17 protein-coding genes are annotated in these 16,029 nt (G+C 59.9%); 12 read left to right on the top strand and 5 right to left on the bottom strand.

All coding sequences use genetic code 11. The features are described 5' to 3' along the window. The first annotated feature begins 10 nt into the window (after window positions 1-10). Entirely contained in the window at window positions 11-823 is an 813-nt protein-coding gene (locus tag EKL02_RS17250; RefSeq protein WP_128903183.1) for a DUF3025 domain-containing protein, read from the top strand. A gap of 52 nt (window positions 824-875) precedes the next feature. Here EKL02_RS17250 and rpsI read toward each other — a convergent pair whose 3' ends face one another. Together rpsI and rplM are read right to left on the bottom strand one after the other, a co-directional pair. Then, window positions 876-1,268, bottom strand: a complete 393-nt coding sequence (rpsI, locus tag EKL02_RS17245) for a 30S ribosomal protein S9 (protein ID WP_128903182.1) — start codon at window positions 1,266-1,268, stop codon at window positions 876-878. Between the two features lie 9 nt (window positions 1,269-1,277). Then, the gene (gene rplM, locus EKL02_RS17240; RefSeq protein ID WP_119785718.1) at window positions 1,278-1,706 is read right to left on the bottom strand and encodes a 50S ribosomal protein L13; all 429 of its coding nucleotides are present in this window, start codon (window positions 1,704-1,706) and stop codon (window positions 1,278-1,280) included. Window positions 1,707-2,266: 560 nt separating this feature from the next. Between rplM and EKL02_RS17235 the strand changes: the two genes are divergently transcribed. After that, window positions 2,267-2,710 (top strand): OsmC family protein, encoded by a 444-nt coding sequence (locus EKL02_RS17235; protein ID WP_128903181.1) that lies wholly within the window; start codon window positions 2,267-2,269, stop codon window positions 2,708-2,710. Between the two features lie 9 nt (window positions 2,711-2,719). On the opposite strand, the gene coq7 is transcribed toward EKL02_RS17235, so the two are convergent. Beyond that, on the bottom strand, window positions 2,720-3,346 hold the full coding sequence (gene coq7 / locus EKL02_RS17230; protein ID WP_128903180.1) for a 2-polyprenyl-3-methyl-6-methoxy-1,4-benzoquinone monooxygenase: 627 nt from the start codon (window positions 3,344-3,346) through the stop codon (window positions 2,720-2,722). 253 nt (window positions 3,347-3,599) lie between these two features. Between coq7 and EKL02_RS17225 the strand changes: the two genes are divergently transcribed. The 6 genes from EKL02_RS17225 to erpA all read left to right on the top strand — a co-directional run bounded on the left by EKL02_RS17225 (window position 3,600) and on the right by erpA (window position 9,977). Beyond that, window positions 3,600-4,742: a porin gene (locus EKL02_RS17225; protein WP_164932060.1), complete on the top strand. Its 1,143-nt coding sequence runs from the start codon at window positions 3,600-3,602 to the stop codon at window positions 4,740-4,742. A gap of 218 nt (window positions 4,743-4,960) precedes the next feature. After that, window positions 4,961-7,195, top strand: a complete 2,235-nt coding sequence (locus EKL02_RS17220) for a tetratricopeptide repeat protein (RefSeq protein ID WP_128903178.1) — start codon at window positions 4,961-4,963, stop codon at window positions 7,193-7,195. 119 nt (window positions 7,196-7,314) lie between these two features. After that, window positions 7,315-8,358: an N-acetyl-gamma-glutamyl-phosphate reductase gene (gene argC, locus EKL02_RS17215; RefSeq protein ID WP_128903177.1), complete on the top strand. Its 1,044-nt coding sequence runs from the start codon at window positions 7,315-7,317 to the stop codon at window positions 8,356-8,358. 24 nt (window positions 8,359-8,382) lie between these two features. Then, a complete protein-coding gene (locus EKL02_RS17210) occupies window positions 8,383-9,138 on the top strand; it encodes a DUF6776 family protein (protein WP_241687752.1) in 756 nt (251 codons plus the stop codon). Window positions 9,139-9,160: 22 nt separating this feature from the next. Further along, on the top strand, window positions 9,161-9,568 hold the full coding sequence (locus EKL02_RS17205; protein WP_128903176.1) for a polymer-forming cytoskeletal protein: 408 nt from the start codon (window positions 9,161-9,163) through the stop codon (window positions 9,566-9,568). Between the two features lie 58 nt (window positions 9,569-9,626). Next, the gene (gene erpA / locus EKL02_RS17200) at window positions 9,627-9,977 is read left to right on the top strand and encodes an iron-sulfur cluster insertion protein ErpA (RefSeq protein WP_128903175.1); all 351 of its coding nucleotides are present in this window, start codon (window positions 9,627-9,629) and stop codon (window positions 9,975-9,977) included. 105 nt (window positions 9,978-10,082) lie between these two features. Here erpA and EKL02_RS17195 read toward each other — a convergent pair whose 3' ends face one another. Both EKL02_RS17195 and EKL02_RS17190 read right to left on the bottom strand, forming a co-directional pair. After that, a complete protein-coding gene (locus tag EKL02_RS17195; RefSeq protein WP_128903174.1) occupies window positions 10,083-11,258 on the bottom strand; it encodes an anhydro-N-acetylmuramic acid kinase in 1,176 nt (391 codons plus the stop codon). Window positions 11,259-11,344: 86 nt separating this feature from the next. Further along, on the bottom strand, window positions 11,345-12,712 hold the full coding sequence (locus EKL02_RS17190; protein WP_128903173.1) for a M23 family metallopeptidase: 1,368 nt from the start codon (window positions 12,710-12,712) through the stop codon (window positions 11,345-11,347). A gap of 158 nt (window positions 12,713-12,870) precedes the next feature. Between EKL02_RS17190 and tyrS the strand changes: the two genes are divergently transcribed. The 4 genes from tyrS to EKL02_RS17170 all read left to right on the top strand — a co-directional run bounded on the left by tyrS (window position 12,871) and on the right by EKL02_RS17170 (window position 16,029). Then, complete coding sequence (gene tyrS, locus EKL02_RS17185; RefSeq protein ID WP_206732420.1) at window positions 12,871-14,109, top strand: tyrosine--tRNA ligase; 1,239 nt, start codon at window positions 12,871-12,873, stop codon at window positions 14,107-14,109. 10 nt (window positions 14,110-14,119) lie between these two features. After that, complete coding sequence (gene dtd / locus EKL02_RS17180; RefSeq protein ID WP_128903171.1) at window positions 14,120-14,575, top strand: D-aminoacyl-tRNA deacylase; 456 nt, start codon at window positions 14,120-14,122, stop codon at window positions 14,573-14,575. A 159-nt stretch (window positions 14,576-14,734) separates the two neighbouring features. Further along, window positions 14,735-15,376: a YbhB/YbcL family Raf kinase inhibitor-like protein gene (locus tag EKL02_RS17175; protein WP_128903170.1), complete on the top strand. Its 642-nt coding sequence runs from the start codon at window positions 14,735-14,737 to the stop codon at window positions 15,374-15,376. 5 nt (window positions 15,377-15,381) lie between these two features. Next, window positions 15,382-16,029, top strand: coding sequence for a histidine phosphatase family protein (locus tag EKL02_RS17170; protein WP_128903169.1), 648 nt, complete (start codon window positions 15,382-15,384; stop codon window positions 16,027-16,029).

The raw sequence follows: 16,029 nt of genomic DNA, 5'->3' as shown, positions 1-16,029 counted from the left end.
AGGCTGCGTCATGGCGGCATCTTTCCTGCAGGGTATCGACTGGCGCCAGCCCTGGCTCGCGCCGCTGCTGCCGGCGGCGCAACCGATCCTGGCGGCGCCAGACTGGCGTGCGGCGCTCGACAATGCTGCGCGTGAGGCCGGGCTGGTCAATCACCGTGGCTTGCCGATCCATTTTGTGCCGCAAGCCGAACTGCCTCCCGGCGTGGCCTATGAAGCCTTCATCAGTGCAGAGGGCGCCGTGCCGACGCGCGAGAACCTGCATGATTTTTTCAATGCGCTGGTCTGGCTGACATTCCCCACTATCAAGAAACAATTGAATGCATTGCAGGCAGCCGAAATTGCCCGCCGGTCGGCTTGCGCTGGCGCCGATGGCAGTCCGGAGGGTACCCGCGGCAAGTTGCGGGATGCGGCGACGATCTTCGACGAGAATGCTGCGTTGCTGTTATGCGCCGATCCGGACTGGGCAACCGCCTTGCGCGCGCATCGCTGGCGGGATGCCTTGCTGGACCAGCGCGGTGCCGTGGGACGCTCGGTGCAGATCTTCCTGTTTGGTCACGCCATCATGGAAAAACTGGTTACCCCGTACAAGGCCATCACGGCGCATACCTGGGGCGTGCCGGTGCAGCCGGCGTTTTTTACGCTTTCGGCGCCGCAGCAACGCGCATGGATCGATGAAGCAGTGACGCGGCAATTGCAGGGGGGATTTGCGACCGGCGACTTCACGCCCTTGCCGGTGCTGGGTGTGCCTGGCTGGTGGGCGGGGCAGGACGAGGCGTTCTATGCCGATGCCCAGGTATTTCGTCCGCCACGGCGCGCGGCATGAAAAAAGCCGCCAGGCGCAAACCTGGCGGCTTTGATGTTCCGAAGCGCGATGATTAACGCTTGGAGAATTGCTTTGCGCGACGTGCCTTGCGCAGACCGACTTTCTTACGCTCGACTTCACGTGCATCGCGGGTAACGAAGCCTGCTTTCGACAGTTCCGGTTTCAGCGTGGCGTCGTAATCGATCAGGGCGCGGGTGATGCCGTGACGCACAGCACCCGACTGGCCGGATTCGCCGCCGCCATGGACGTTGACCATGATGTCGAACGTTTCCAGGTTGCTGGTCAATTCCAGCGGCTGGCGGATGACCATCAGGCCGGTTTCGCGCGAAAAGTATTCGGAAGCGGGTTTGCCGTTGACAGTGATCTTGCCGCTGCCTGCCTTGATGAAGACGCGAGCCACTGCACTCTTGCGACGGCCGGTTCCGTAGTTGTAGTTACCGATCATGTCCGTTCCTTACAGTTCGAGTGCTTGGGGTTGCTGGGCAGCGTGCGGGTGCGATGCTTCCGCATACACTTTGAGCTTCTTGATCATCGCGTAGCCGAGCGGGCCCTTGGGCAGCATGCCCTTGACAGCCTTCTCCAGCGCGCGACCGGGAAAACGCGCTTGCATTTTCTCGAAATTGGTTTCGTAGATACCGCCCGGGTAACCCGAGTGACGGTAGTACTTCTTGTTCAGGGCTTTGGTGCCGGTGACACGCAGTTTGCCTGCATTGATCACGACGATGAAATCGCCCGTGTCGACGTGCGGAGTAAATTCGGGTTTGTGCTTGCCGCGCAGTCGGAGTGCCACTTCGCTGGCAACACGTCCGAGGACTTTGTCCGTCGCGTCAACCACGAACCAGTCGCGCTGGACCTCGTGGCCTTTTGCGGAAAAGGTTTTCATGATGACTTCCTAAAGGGATGAATGCTCAATATTGGCGGTTCCGCGCGGCCAACAGCAGGCGTTTTGCGGACTCAACCTTGTATTTTCTTCCTGAGCAAATGGAAGAACCGAAAATTATAGCCTTTTCAAAGGCTTGGCGTCAAATCTCATGCCGTAACGGATTTTTTGACAGGCATAAAAAAACCCGAAGCGATGAAGCCTCGGGCTGAAATCCACACCAAAGGAGAAGGGTGGAGGAGACAAAGCGTGATTGCATCTGTTTTGCATAAACATCAACAATCGATAAAAACCAGTATAGTAAAGCGAATTGTGCATCGCAAGAAAATTCTCTGTCTTTTTGCTGGGCGAGTGCGATATTTTTGATGTGATATTTAAATTGTCATTTAAATTCAATGATTTGTAGGTTTTTGAAATAATTTTTTTATTGCTGCGGTGTAGCAAATTTCCCACGGGAGAGTTGTTTTTCGCTTCCCTGCGACAGCTGGCAAGCGGGGTGCCGTCGCGGTGCTGCTTGTGAGAACAGTTACAATAAGGGCACTTTATTGAGGAGTGGATTGATCATGGAATGCACAGTACGCTGGACCGGATTGTCCGGGATGACCTTCTTGGCGGAAACCGGCTCCGGCCATGTGGTGGCAATGGATGGGGCGCCCGACGGCGGTGGCCGCAATCTGGCCCCGCGCCCGATGGAATTGGTGCTGGCAGGCACGGGAGGATGTACGGCGTACGACGTCGTGCTCATCTTGCGTAAAAGCCACCAGGATATTCGCGGCTGCGATGTTACCTTGCAATCCGAGCGCGCCGAGAAGGATCCGAAAGTCTTCACCCGGATTAACTTTCATTTCATCGTCCGGGGCCGCAACCTCAAAGCAAACCTGGTCGAGCGCGCCATCAAGTTATCGCATGAAAAATACTGTTCTGCATCGATCATGCTGGAAAAAACGGCCGAAATGACGCATACCTTCGAGATCGTCGACGATAATGCGCCTTCAGAATCGGCCTGACACGCACAATTACAGGTAATACGCGGTCGATGTCATCACCTTGGCCATGCCACGCATGGCCAGGCGCACGGGCGCCGGCAGGTGGGTTGCCCCCAGGTTATTGGCTGCTGCGCCATGGGCTATCTCGTCCTGGCGCATTTGCTCGACGATCGCGCGCGACTTGATGTCCTGGGCCGGCAGGCGATCCAGGTGGTCGTTCAGGTGGGCTTCGACCTGGCGCTCAGTCTCCACGACGAAGCCCAGGCTGCGGGCATCGCCCAGGCGTGCGGCGACCATGCCGATGGTGAAGGCGCCGGCATACCATACGGGGTTCAGCAGGCTCGGGCGTGAATCCAGTTCGCGCAACCGCTGCGCCGTCCAGGCCAGGTGATCCTCTTCTTCTTGTTGTGAATGGGCAAGTTGTTGGCGCACTGTTTCATTTTTGGCAAGCATGCCTTGCGATGCATAAAGTGCCTGGGCGCACACTTCACCCACATGGTTTACGCGCATCAGTCCAGCGCTATGGCGGCGTTCAGTCACATCAAGTTCATTTTCAGCCAATCCCCGCGAAGGGTTCGGGCGGCCGGCGGCGCTGAGGCCGGCCACGGTTCGCAGTGCGCCATCCAGGCCAATAATGAATTTATCCAGCGCGCTCATTTTGTTGACACCTTTTCAACTTGCGTTATCAGAGACTTATCAATTGGAAATGAATTGTTGCAGCAAAGCGACACAACTCTCGTCATATTGCCATAAAAGCCAAAATTGCTTTGCCCTGGCATCCGTATTTTGATGAAATGGCACATAGCTTCTTGACCAATGGGATTAGAAGTGCCGGCAGGGACGTTTCCACTAGTGGCCTTGCTGGATGCAGGAAAATAACTTTAGCTTCACAACTCTCGGAGAAATTTTAATGAAAAAATCGCTACTCGCTCTCGCAGTTCTGGGCGCTTTCGCTACCGGCGCACAAGCTCAAACCAACGTTTCCATCGGCGGCGTGGTTCAGGCTAACCTGAAGAGCTACAAAGTCAGCAGCACCGCTCGCGTTGCCAACAACGAACTGCGCGTCGATGACGACTACAATTCGCGTTTCTGGCTGACCGGCACCGAAGATCTGGGTGGCGGCCTGTCCGCACTGTTCTACGTTGAAAACCGTTTCAACACCGACCAGCGTCAATCGACCGGCGGCGCAACCGGCGCTGGCCTGGCTGATGGCGACACCTTCGTCGGCCTCAAGGGCGGCTTCGGTCAAGTGACCGTTGGTAAGCATTCCTGGATGTCGGTCCAAGGTCTGGCTGCTGAATTCGTGTCCGCTTCGGGTAACCTGGTTTCCATGCCTACCAGCATGACCGCTACCTACTCGATCATGAACCAAGGCGGTGGCTATCTGGACATCACCCGTCGCGTCAACTCGATCACCTACCGTACTCCGGTCATCAGCGGCTTTAACGGCGCGTTTGGCGTGTCGACCGCTTCGGCTGGCGCAGAAGGCGTCATCGGCGGTGGTAACCAGTACAACGACGGCCGTGAATACTACCTGCAAGGCGGCTACAACAATGGCCCGCTGTCCCTGAGCCTGGCATACCGTGACTTCACCGCTGAAGGCCGTGCAGCTGGCGCAACCGATGACTCGCAACTGCGTTTCACCGGTTCGTACAAGTTCGGCGGCTTCAAGGTCGGCCTGATCGCTGACCGCGCAAAGCGTGAAGCAGTCGGCGGCGGCGATTCGTCCCGTACCGCATGGTCGATCCCTGTCAGCTACGCTTTCGGCAACAGCACCATCCTGGCTAGCGTCACCAAGGCTGGCGATCTGTCCCTCGGCCACGCTGGTCTGGCAGCCGTCGCTGGCGCCAACACTGGCGCCAAGATGTACACCCTGGGCTACGACCACGCCCTGTCCAAGCGCACCAACGTCGGCGTGTTCTACAGCCGTCTGGACAACGATGCACGTGGCATCTACCAGCCGTTCCTGGCAGGTACTTCGTTCACCGGTTCGGGCCTGTTGGCTGGCGAAACCGCTTCGACCTTCGCACTGGGCGTGAAACACACCTTCTAATTGTCCAGGGCTTTGCCCTGACATGCGATTGTCGTAGTTTGACAAGAAACGGGCGCTTCGGCGCCCGTTTTTCATTTCCGCGGCCACTGTCCGCCTTATCCTTCCCGGCAGCGACGCGCTACAATAGCGATGGCCGCCACTGCATTTTGCGCCGGCCTTGCAATTGAGCGGCGCGCCCCTCTGCGCCCATCCAGGCAAACCATTCCCGTGGAATCCACTTGAACAATATCGGTCGCAACGATCCCTGCTATTGCGGCAGCGGCAAAAAATACAAGCAATGCTGTGCCCAGCGCCAGTCAATGGCGGCGCCTGGCGGCGCAGGCGGGTTATCCGGCGTCGCCGGCATCCCCCATGCACTGCAGGCTGCACTGGAATACCACCAGGCTGGCCGCTTTGCGCAGGCAGAGCCAATCTACCGGCAAGTCCTGGCGCTCGATCCGGGCAACGCCGATGCCTTGCACCTGTCGGGCGTCCTGCACCACCAGACTGGCAGGCACGCCGAGGCGGCAGGCTTGATCGGTCAGGCGCTCACGCTGCAGCCGGAATATGCCGAAGCGCATGCCAACTTGGGCGAAGCTTGGCGCGCCATGGGGCAGCATGACAATGCCGTGGCTTGCTACAGCCAGGCACTTGCGCTCAAGCCAGGCTATGCGCAGGCGCATTACAACCTGGGACTCAGCCTGCATGCGCAAGGCAAGCTGGATGCTGCAGTCGCGTCATTCCAGCAGGCCCTGACGTTCATGCCCGAATATCCAGATGCACTGCTTGCACTGGGCCGGCTACTGCAAGGCCAGGGCGAACTCAAGAAAGCCTTGTTGTGCTGTCAGCGGCTGCTGAAAATCCAGCCCGGCATGGCGAGAAACTGGTCCCTCTATGCCAGCATCCTGGAATTGCTGAGCGACGAGGCGCTGAATCTAGTGGATCCGGAGTTGCTGTTGCACGCTTTCAGCCAGCAGGTGCTGGATCCGCAGAAGCTGGAGCGCCTTGCCACCGCGATGGTGTGCGCAGACCCGCTGGCGCAGGGCTTTCTGTTGGTTGCTGCCGATGCCGAAAATGGCCGTACGCAGATCGAGGCCGCCGTGGCGGATGGCAGCTTGCAACCGCTGCTGGCAATGCCGCTGTTGCTGGCACTGCTGGAGCAGGCGCTGATCACCGACTACCGCCTGGAACGATTGCTGGCGCTGGTCCGCCAAGCCCTGCTTGCGGCATTGCTGCGCACGCCGCAAGCTGAGGCAGCGCCTGTGGTGGAACGCTTTGCCTGCGGCCTTGCCTTGCAGTGCTTCGCTAACGAATACATTTACACCATTACGGCAGTGGAAGAAGCGCACATTGCCGCGCTTACCGATCACCTGGAGGCCGCCTTCGGCCAGTCGCAGCCAGTGCCTGCAATCATGCTGGCGCTGGCCGGCTGTTATCAACCCCTGTATCGGCAACCCTTTGCAGCCTGGATCAAGCCGGCGGACTGGGCTCAGGCCCATGTGCAGGCCTTGCTAGAGCGGCAACTGGGTCAGCCGTTGCAGGAAGATGCGTTGAAGGCGGAGATTCCTGGCCTGACAGGCGTGGCCGACGCAGTGTCGCAGGCAGTGCGCCAGCAGTACGAGGAAAATCCCTATCCGCGCTGGAAAAGGCGCGGTGTGGCGGGTGTCGGTTTGCCCCTGGACGAGGCACTGCGGCAGCGCTTGCCCCACCGCGATATCACGGCACAGTTGCCTGCCGCACCGGACATTCTTGTGGCCGGCTGCGGCACCGGCAGTGACGCCTTCCAGGTTGCGCAATCCTTCGCGCATGCGGGTATCCTCGCCGTCGACATCAGCAAGACCAGCCTGGCGTATGCCATGCGTGCCACGCGCGAATTCGGCGTGACCGATATCGATTTCCGCCACGGCGATATCCTGGAGCTGGGTGCGCTCGAGCGCCGGTTCGACCTGATTGTCTGCAGCGGCGTCTTGCATCACATGCGCGATCCGCTCGCCGGCTGGCGCGTGCTGACCGGCTTGCTGCGGCCGGACGGCTATATGAATATCGGCCTGTACAGCCGGCGCGCGCGGCGGGAAGTAAGCGCCCTGCGGCAACTGGTGGCCGAAAAAGATTATCCCGCCACCCGCGAGGGCATCAGCCGCTTCCGGCGCGACGTCATGCAGGGCGAGGCCGGCATCGATATTGGCGTGATCGCCATCAGTCCGGATTTTTACAGCACCAGTGCGTGCCGCGACCTGATCTTCCATGTCCAGGAGCATGTGTATTCGCCGCTGGAAATTCGGGATTGCCTGGATGCGCTCGGGCTGGAATTCCTTGGCTTTGAATTTTCTAATCCGGAAACCCGAAACCGCTACCTGGCGCGTTTTCCGGACAACCCGGCCTGTGATTCTCTGGCCAACTGGGATACAGTGGAAGAAGAAAATCCGGCAATTTTCGCCGGGATGTACCAGTTCTGGGTAAGGAAACGCACCTGATTTCCGAGGTGGCAAAGCGCGCGGCCGGCGGTCGGGATGGATACGGCTTGTAACAATCCGGTCATGCCCGTGCAGCGGACTTCCCGTAAAATACGGGCTTGTTAAAAAGTGAGGAAGCTATGATCAAGGTTGGCATTGTCGGTGGTACCGGCTACACCGGTGTGGAATTGCTGCGCATCCTGGCAGCACATCCGGATGTGGAACTGGCCGCCATCACGTCGCGCAAGGAAGATGGTTTGCCGGTGGCTGACATGTTTCCTTCACTGCGCGGTCATGTGTCGCTGGCTTTTTCATCGCCGGAAAAGGCAAAGCTGACGGAATGCGACGTGGTGTTTTTCGCCACCCCGCACGGCGTCGCCATGGCGCAGGCGCCTGAATTGCTGGCGGCCGGTGTCAAGGTGATCGACCTGGCGGCGGATTTCCGCCTCAAAGACACGGCGGAATTTGAAAGATGGTATGGCATGCCGCATTCCTGCCCGGACTTGCTGGAGGAAGCCGTGTATGGCTTGCCGGAAGTTAATCGTGCGGCAATTAAGGCGGCACGCCTGATCGGCTTGCCGGGTTGCTATCCCACTTCCATGCAATTGGGTTTTGCGCCGCTGCTGGCGCAGGGCAAGCCCCTGGTCAATGAAGCCGCGCTGATTGCCGATTGCAAGTCCGGCGTATCGGGGGCTGGCCGCAAGGCCGAGATTTCCACCCTCCTGGCGGAGGCTGCCGACAATTTCAAGGCTTACGGCGTCAAGGGCCATCGCCATTTGCCGGAAACCGTGCAGGGCTTGCAGGCAATCGCTCAACGCAAGGTCGGCCTGACGTTCGTGCCGCACCTGGTGCCAATGATCCGCGGCATCCATTCGACCCTGTATGCGACGATCCTGCCGGAAGCGCGCGATACCGATTTCCAGGCCTTGTACGAAAACCATTTCAAGGGGGAGCGTTTCGTCGATGTGATGCCCGCCGGCAGCCACCCTGAAACCCGCTCGGTGCGGGCTTCGAACATGCTGCGCGTTGCCGTGCACCGTCCGGGCGGCGGCGATTTACTTGTGATCCTGGTGGTCGAAGACAATCTCGTCAAGGGCGCGGCGGGCCAAGGCGTGCAATGCATGAATATCATGTTTGGCCTGGAAGAAAAAGCTGGCCTGGCACACGTGCCCGTATTGCCTTAAGCGGCGCGTAGCAAATACATGAGTTTGAAAAACCTGTTTGGCCCGTCGCTGCGGCTGAAGCTGTGGCGGCGGCGCCTGTCGGTCGCCGCGCCGCGTGTCAGCATTCGTCATCACCTGCCCTGGCCCTTGCGCTTGTTGCTGGTGGCTATTGTGCTCGGTATGGCCGGGGCGATTGCGTTAGCGACCTATGACCTGGGGCGCAATCTGACCGGACGCGGCAATACCATCAGTCCGGCGCAAGTCAGCGACCTGCACGAGCGTCTCGCCCAGGCCACTACCGAGCGGGACCGCTTTTCAGGTGGCGTGGACGCCGCGGAAAGCCAGTTGCAGATCGAACGCACCGCGCAGCAGCAAATGGCGGCGCAAGTCAAAAATCTGTTGGCCGAAAATGCCCGCCTGAAGGAAGACCTGGCCTTTTTCGAACGTTTATTGCCTGCCAGCACTGGTGCGGCAGGAATCTCGATCCAGCGCCTGGCAGTGGAATCCATTGCGCCAAATCAACTGAAATATCGCTTGTTAGTGATGCAAGGCGGTAAAGGTGGACGCGAATTTGTTGGAAACTTGCAATTGGCAGTGAGCGTTGTACGTGAAGGGAAAAGTGCTATGATCATTTTTCCCGATGCCAAAACTGGGGACGGGGAGCGATTCAAGCTTGCCTTTCAGCATTATCAACGCATGGAAGGTACGCTGAACTTGCCGGAAGGCGCAATTGTGCAAACCGTGCAGGCACGTATTCTCGAAAAAGGCCAGTTGCGCGCGCAACAGTCGGCCAAGTTGTAAAAATTGTCAAAGGAGTGCCATCATGTTTGGCAGCAAAAGCAAAAGCACCATCGACAGCCTCATCGGTTTAGCCACCAGGATCGAGGGCGACCTGCATTTCAAGGGCGGTTTGCGTATCGATGGCAATGTTCGTGGGAATGTGATCGCCGACCCCACCCTCCCCAGCATGCTGGTGATCTCCGAACATGCCGTGATCGAAGGCGAGGTCCGTGCGGCGCACCTGGTGGTCAATGGCCAGATCAATGGGCCGGTCTATTGCAGCGAGTTGCTGGAATTGCAGCCGAAGGCGCGCATTACCGGTGACGTCAATTACAAGGCCCTGGAAATGCATGGCGGCGCGCTCGTATCGGGCAAACTGACGCATGACCAGGTGGAAGAGCCGATCTTGAAGCTGGCAGCGCCGACCAAGCTGATCGGGTCGAATACCTGAGCATTTATATCGGGTTATAATGCTATATCTGTCGTATTGTTTTCAGTAGGAGCTATCCATGAATGCCATCACCGAAATGCCCGCCCCCATTATCTTTACCGACAGCGCCGCCTCCAAGGTTGCGCAGTTGATCGAGGAAGAAGGCAATCCTGACCTCAAATTGCGTGTATTCGTGCAAGGCGGAGGCTGCTCGGGGTTCCAGTACGGTTTCACCTTCGATGAAATCGTCAACGAAGACGACACCACCATGACCAAGAATGGCGTGCAGCTGCTGATCGATTCGATGAGCTACCAGTACCTGGTGGGCGCCGAAATCGATTACAAGGATGACCTGGAAGGCGCGCAATTCGTCATCAAGAATCCGGGTGCTACCAGTACGTGCGGCTGCGGTTCGTCGTTCTCCGCCTGATTTTTCCGGTTCCTGAAAAAAGCGCAGACGAGTCTGCGCTTTTTTTGCGCCTGCAATTTTGTGGCTGAGCCGGCGTCAGTAGTTGCGAGCTGCTAACGGCAGGATTCAGGCAGGATAGAGGGCGCCCAGGATCCGCTCGCCGCGGGCGCCTGTCACTGCCGGCAGGTTGCCTGGCAGCCGCAGGCAGAAGCGTTGTGCCAGCCAGGCAAAGGCCAGTGCTTCGACATGGTTGGGGGAAATCCCCAATGCCGTGGTGGAATCGACAGTGATGCCGGTGTCGTGTTGCGCCAGGGCGTTTTGCAATTGCCGCATGAGGTGAGCATTGTAGGCTCCGCCACCACAGACATACACAGACTCCGCCTGGGGCGCGTGCGCGACGATGGCATCAGCCAGCGTGGAAGCAGTGAATGCCGCCAATGTCGCTTGCACATCTTCGGCACGGCTGGCCGCTGCCGTAATGCCGGCCGTCGCCAGCTTTTGCTGCAGCCAGGGCAGATGGAAAAGGTCCCGCCCGGTACTTTTCGGTGGCGCCATCCTGAAAAAAGCTTCCTCGCGCAAGACTTCCAGCAGCACTGGCAGCGCCTTGCCGCTGGCTGCCCAGTCGCCATTGCTGTCATAAGCCTGGCCCCGGTGCCGGCTGATCCAGGCATCCATGAGGACATTGCCGGGGCCAGTGTCGAAACCGGTTACCGCAGGCGCTGTTGCCGCCACAGCCGCATCCGTTGCCGGCAATACGCTGATGTTGCTGATGCCGCCGATATTGGCGACCACCCGCGTGCCGTGCGGGGCGGCAAAGACAGCCTGGTGGAACGCCGGTACCAGTGGCGCACCCTGGCCGCCGGCGGCGATATCGCGGCTGCGGATGTCGGCAACCACGTCAATCCCGGTCAGTTCGGCCAGCAGTGCCGGGTTATTGGTCTGGCGGGTATAGCCAAGTTCCGGGCGATGGCGGATGGTCTGGCCATGGGCGCCGATGGCGGTGATCTGGCCTGGCCTGGCATCGGCTTGTGCCAGCAGACTGGACACGCAATCGGCATAGTAGCCTGCGAGCGCATTGGCGAGCAGCGCTTCGCGGTGGATTTCATCTTCTCCGGCCGCCTGCAGCGCCAGCATGTCGCGCCGCAGTTCAGGCGGGAAGCCGATATAGGCGCTGGCCAGGGTCTGGACCGGTCCGCCACGGTAATTGTCTGGAAACGCCGTGAGTACGCCATCGACACCGTCGAGGCTGGTGCCGGACATCAGGCCGATATAGAGGGGCGGGGAGGATAGTTGTGCGGGCATAAAAAAACCGTTCGTGAAGGCTTGATTCTACAAGCCTTGCAGCACGAACGGTTTGCCGCGGCCGTGGCCGCGATGCCACAGGCGAATTATTTGGCCGACGCCAGGCGGGTATTCTGGTCTTGCGGGTTCAGCAGGGCGAAGCGGTGCAGCATGTCCGATGTGACGCCGCGGAAGCGCTGCAGCTGACCGCCGGCCAGCGGCTGGGCCGTGGGCATGTCGACCTTCAGGGGATCGCGTGCTTCGTTGCTGACGCGGAATTCGTAGTGCAGGTGCGGCCCGGTGGACCAGCCGGTGCTGCCGACATAGCCGATCAATTGTCCCTGGCTGACTTTCATTCCTTTGCGCAAGCCGCTGGCGAAGCGGCTCATGTGGGCGTAGGCGGTGGAATAATTACTCCAGTGCTTGATTTCCACGACATTGCCATAGCCACCCTGGACGCCGGCAAAGTGCACCACGCCATCGGCTGCGGCACGGATCGGGGTGCCGGTGACGGCGGCGAAGTCAACGCCTTTGTGCGCTTTCCATTTGCCCGAAATCGGATGCTTGCGCATCGAAAACCCGGAGGAAATCCGTGAAAACTCCAGGGGCGACTTCAGGAACGCCTTTTTCAGGGACTTGCCGTCGAAACCAAAATAGCCGCCGCCCTGGCCGCTGGCGGGGTCTTCAAACCAGACTGCCTGGTACGAGCGGCCGCCGTTGACGAATTCGGCCGCCAGCACGCGTCCAGCCCGGACATATTCGCCGTTTTGCCAGAGCGTTTCATACACCACATTGAAACGGTCGCCACGGCGCAGGTCCGAGGCAAAGTCAATATCGGTGGAAAACATCTCGACGATTTGCAGCGCCACGTTGTCCGGGATCAGTGCCTGGTCGGTGGCCGCAAACAGCGAGGAGCGGATTTCGCCGCTGCGCATTTCGACACGCTGTTCCAGTGCCGCGGGTGTTTGTTTTGCCTTGAAGTGCGCGCCGTCGCGCTCGATCAGCAGGTTCGAGGCGGCGTCGCGGCCATTGCCCAGGGTGGTTCGCAGCCATTGCAGTTCGCCATCGGCATCGGTCTGGACCTGCACCTGCTTGCCCGGCTTGAGCTGCAGCACCTGGTAGGCGGCATGGTCATTCTTGATGAATTCGGCAGCGGCGGCATCGTCCACGCCCAGGCGTTTGAGCAGGGTGGCCAGGCTGTCGCCGGGACGGACCTTCTCTTCGCGAACGTAATAGGCGGTGCTCTCGGCTTGCGCCGCGATCTGGCTTTGCAGGTCGGGCAGGGCAAGTTCGAGCGCAACGGTTTTCACCGGCAGGTCGGCGGCATCGGGCGCCATGGGCGCCACGCCTGCCGCGCCAAAGGCGCACAGGGCGAGGAATAGGGCCGAATAAGACACGACGCGCGACTTGCGGGTGACACCGAACAGTGCCTTCCCTCGTGCGCCAAGGTCGATCAATTTATCTCTAGAGAACATGCAATCAGTTAAAATCAACCGTTTTTCTTTCCCTGGTTTTTGCTTTTATTGATTAACGGCAATGTTGAGCGGATCGGTAATTATACCGACCGAGGGAAGATACTCAAGCAAACTTTATACCGATGACTGAAAATTTGAAATTGATGAGTAATAAGGAAATGAAAGATTCTGCTGCAGTGCAGCAAACGCCAGCATTATCTGATGCTGTAAAGCAAGCATTGGCGGTGACCAAGCGCGGCATTGACGAATTGCTCATCGAATCTGAATACATCCAGAAACTGGTGCGCGCCGAGCAGACGGGCAAGCCCTTGCGCATCAAGCTGGGCCTCGACCCGACCGCGCCTGACTTGCATCTCGGCCATACGGTGGTGCTGAACAAGCTGCGTCAGCTGCAAGACCTCGGCCACCAGGTGATTTTCCTGATCGGCGATTTCACCTCGATGATTGGCGATCCTTCCGGGCGCAATATCACGCGGCCGCCGCTGACCCGCGAGCAGATCGAGCAAAATGCCCGCACCTACTTCGCCCAAGCCAGCCTGGTGCTCGACAAGGACCGCACCGAGATCCGCTACAACTCCGAATGGTGTGACGCGCTGGGCGCGGCCGGCATGATCCAGCTGGCGGCCAAATACACGGTGGCGCGCATCCTCGAGCGCGACGATTTCACCAAGCGCCTGAAGGCCGGCACGCCGATCTCGGTGCATGAATTGCTGTATCCGCTGATGCAGGGCTACGACTCGGTGGCGCTGCGTTCGGACCTGGAACTCGGCGGCACCGACCAGAAATTCAATTTGCTGGTGGGCCGCGAGCTGCAAAAGGAAAGCGGCCAGGAACCGCAGTGCATCCTGACCATGCCGCTCTTGGAAGGCCTGGATGGCGTGGAAAAGATGTCCAAGTCCAAGGGCAACTACATTGGCATCACCGAGCCGGCCAATACCATGTTTGCCAAGGTGATGAGTATTTCCGACACGATGATGTGGCGCTATTACGAATTGCTGTCGTTCCGGCCGCTGGAAGAAATCGCCGCATTCAAGAAGTCGACGGAAGAAGGGCGCAATCCGCGCGACATCAAGGTGCTGCTGGCGCAGGAAATCGTCACGCGCTTCCATTCGGCGCAGGCGGCAGCCGATGCCCTGGCCGATTTCGACAATCGGGCAAAAGGCGGCATTCCCGACGAGATCCCGGAAGTGCGCCTGGCCGGCGCCCCGCTGGGCATTGGGCAGTTGTTAAAGCAAGCCAACCTGTGCGCTTCAACTTCGGAAGCCTTGCGCATGGTCGAGCAGGGCGGCGTGCGCATCGATGGCGCCGCTGTCAGCGACAAGGGCTTGAAGGTGGATGTGGGAACCTTTGTGGTCCAGGTCGGCAAACGCAAGTTCGCCCGCGTCACGCTGGCGTAAGGCAGGCGGCATGATCGCTTTGCTGCAACGCGTGGCGCAAGCCAGTGTCAGCGTCGACGGCGAGCTTGTCGGCGCGATTGGCGCCGGCCTGCTGGTATTGCTGTGCGCCGAGCGCGGCGACAGCGAAAAGGAAGCCGATGCCTTGCTGGCCAAGCTTTCGGCTTACCGCGTGTTCAATGACGACGCCGGCCGCATGAACCGCAGCCTGGCCGATGTGGGCGGCGGCTTGCTGCTGGTGCCGCAATTTACCCTGGCTGCCGACACCCGTTCCGGCACGCGCCCGTCATTCACCCCGGCCGCCGCGCCGGAAGACGGGCGACGTCTGTTCGATTACGCGGTGCGCCAGGCGCAGCAACGGCTTGGGCAAGACCGGGTGCGAACCGGGCAGTTCGGCGCGCACATGCAGGTGGCGCTGGTCAACGACGGCCCCGTGACCTTCTGGCTGCAGGTGCCGCCGGTACGCTGAGACCGGCGGGCTGCGACGGTTTGTCGCGCATTTTTCGAGCAGTTGAATTTTGTAAATCTTCCCGCTAGACCGCATGGCGCAAAACCCCGCACGCAAATTTTTGGTATGGTTGTTTTTTGAAAACAAGCCTTCAAGGCCTTCCCAATTCAGGAGCCCCGCATGAAATTCTGGAGCAATTCCTTTCAGGACGGCGCCGTCATTCCTGGCGAATTCGCCTTTTGCGTGATCGACCCGGCGACGCATGTCACTTTGTCGGCGAATAAGAACCCGCATCTGGCGTGGAGCGAATTGCCAGGCGGCACCCGTTCGCTGGTGCTGGTCTGCCACGATCCGGATGTGCCTTCGCGCGGCGACGATGTCAACCAGGAAGGGCGCACGGTGCCGGCCGACCTGCCGCGCGTGGATTTTTTCCATTGGGTGCTGGTCGATTTGCCGGCGCACCTGACGGCCATCGAGGCGGGTACTGCCAGCAGTGGGGTGACGCCGCGCGGCAAGTCGGGGCCGCAGATCGGCAATCCTGCGTTTGCGCAGGCGCGGCATGGCCTTAATGACTATACCGGCTGGTTTGCCGGCGACCCGGATATGGCGGGCGATTATTGCGGTTACGATGGCCCGTGCCCGCCCTGGAACGATGCCATCGCGCATCGCTACGTCTTCACCCTGTTTGCGCTGGATGTCGAGCGGCTGCCGGTCGAGGGCAAGTTTTCGGGTGCCCAGGTGCGTGCCGCAATGGCCGGACACATCCTGGCGCAGGCGCAATGGACCGGCACCTATTCCCTGAATCCCGCCCTGGTGAAGTGAACTGCATGACAGAAATTTTATTGATCCGGCACGGCGAAACCGACTGGAATACCGAGCGCCGCCTGCAGGGGCATCTGGATATTGCACTGAACGCCGAGGGCGTGCGCCAGGCGCAGGCGCTGGGGCACGCCTTGCGCGGTGAAACCCTGGATGCGATTTTTTCCAGCGACCTCGGGCGCGCGCGGCAAACCGCCCAGGCGATCGCCGCCGGGCGTGCTCTCGAAGTACAGATCGAGCCGGGATTGCGCGAGCGCTGCTATGGCGCGTTCGAAGGTTTGCGCCATGCTGATATCGAGGAACGGTATCCGCGTGAGTACGCGGCGTGGCGGGGGCGCGAACTTGATGCCGTTTTGCCGGCGGGCGCTCAAGTCGCCGAGACCTTGCGTGAATTTGCCGCGCGCGCGGTCGGCGCAGTCGTGGGATTGGCCGTCGCCCACCAGTTGCGGCGTATTGCCGTGGTATCGCACGGCGGCGTGCTGGAATGCATCTGCCGGGAAGCCCGGGGACTCGGCTGGTCTGCGCCGCGCGACTTCGATATCCGTAATGCCAGCATCAATCGTTTGCACTGGAATGGCAATACCTTGCGGGTGCTGGCATGGGGCGATGTCGCGCATTTGCAGCAGGATGCGCTGGATGAGGTGGACCGCGGCTGA

Source organism: Janthinobacterium sp. 17J80-10 (genome assembly GCF_004114795.1).
GTDB lineage: Bacteria > Pseudomonadota > Gammaproteobacteria > Burkholderiales > Burkholderiaceae_D > Paucimonas.
Note: the sequence above shows the minus strand (reverse complement) of the source record. Positions and strands in the feature narration are given on the sequence as shown.

What these genes read in the sequence shown, in the direction of transcription:
- EKL02_RS17250 (WP_128903183.1), top strand. Translation starts at nt 11, where the DNA reads ATGGCGGCATCTTTCCTGCAGGGTATCGACTGGCGCCAGCCCTGGCTC.
- rpsI (WP_128903182.1), bottom strand. Translation starts at nt 1,268, where the DNA reads ATGATCGGTAACTACAACTACGGAACCGGCCGTCGCAAGAGTGCAGTG.
- rplM (WP_119785718.1), bottom strand. Translation starts at nt 1,706, where the DNA reads ATGAAAACCTTTTCCGCAAAAGGCCACGAGGTCCAGCGCGACTGGTTC.
- EKL02_RS17235 (WP_128903181.1), top strand. Translation starts at nt 2,267, where the DNA reads ATGGAATGCACAGTACGCTGGACCGGATTGTCCGGGATGACCTTCTTG.
- coq7 (WP_128903180.1), bottom strand. Translation starts at nt 3,346, where the DNA reads ATGAGCGCGCTGGATAAATTCATTATTGGCCTGGATGGCGCACTGCGA.
- EKL02_RS17225 (WP_164932060.1), top strand. Translation starts at nt 3,600, where the DNA reads ATGAAAAAATCGCTACTCGCTCTCGCAGTTCTGGGCGCTTTCGCTACC.
- argC (WP_128903177.1), top strand. Translation starts at nt 7,315, where the DNA reads ATGATCAAGGTTGGCATTGTCGGTGGTACCGGCTACACCGGTGTGGAA.
- EKL02_RS17205 (WP_128903176.1), top strand. Translation starts at nt 9,161, where the DNA reads ATGTTTGGCAGCAAAAGCAAAAGCACCATCGACAGCCTCATCGGTTTA.
- erpA (WP_128903175.1), top strand. Translation starts at nt 9,627, where the DNA reads ATGAATGCCATCACCGAAATGCCCGCCCCCATTATCTTTACCGACAGC.
- EKL02_RS17195 (WP_128903174.1), bottom strand. Translation starts at nt 11,258, where the DNA reads ATGCCCGCACAACTATCCTCCCCGCCCCTCTATATCGGCCTGATGTCC.
- EKL02_RS17190 (WP_128903173.1), bottom strand. Translation starts at nt 12,712, where the DNA reads ATGTTCTCTAGAGATAAATTGATCGACCTTGGCGCACGAGGGAAGGCA.
- tyrS (WP_206732420.1), top strand. Translation starts at nt 12,871, where the DNA reads ATGAAAGATTCTGCTGCAGTGCAGCAAACGCCAGCATTATCTGATGCT.
- dtd (WP_128903171.1), top strand. Translation starts at nt 14,120, where the DNA reads ATGATCGCTTTGCTGCAACGCGTGGCGCAAGCCAGTGTCAGCGTCGAC.
- EKL02_RS17175 (WP_128903170.1), top strand. Translation starts at nt 14,735, where the DNA reads ATGAAATTCTGGAGCAATTCCTTTCAGGACGGCGCCGTCATTCCTGGC.
- EKL02_RS17170 (WP_128903169.1), top strand. Translation starts at nt 15,382, where the DNA reads ATGACAGAAATTTTATTGATCCGGCACGGCGAAACCGACTGGAATACC.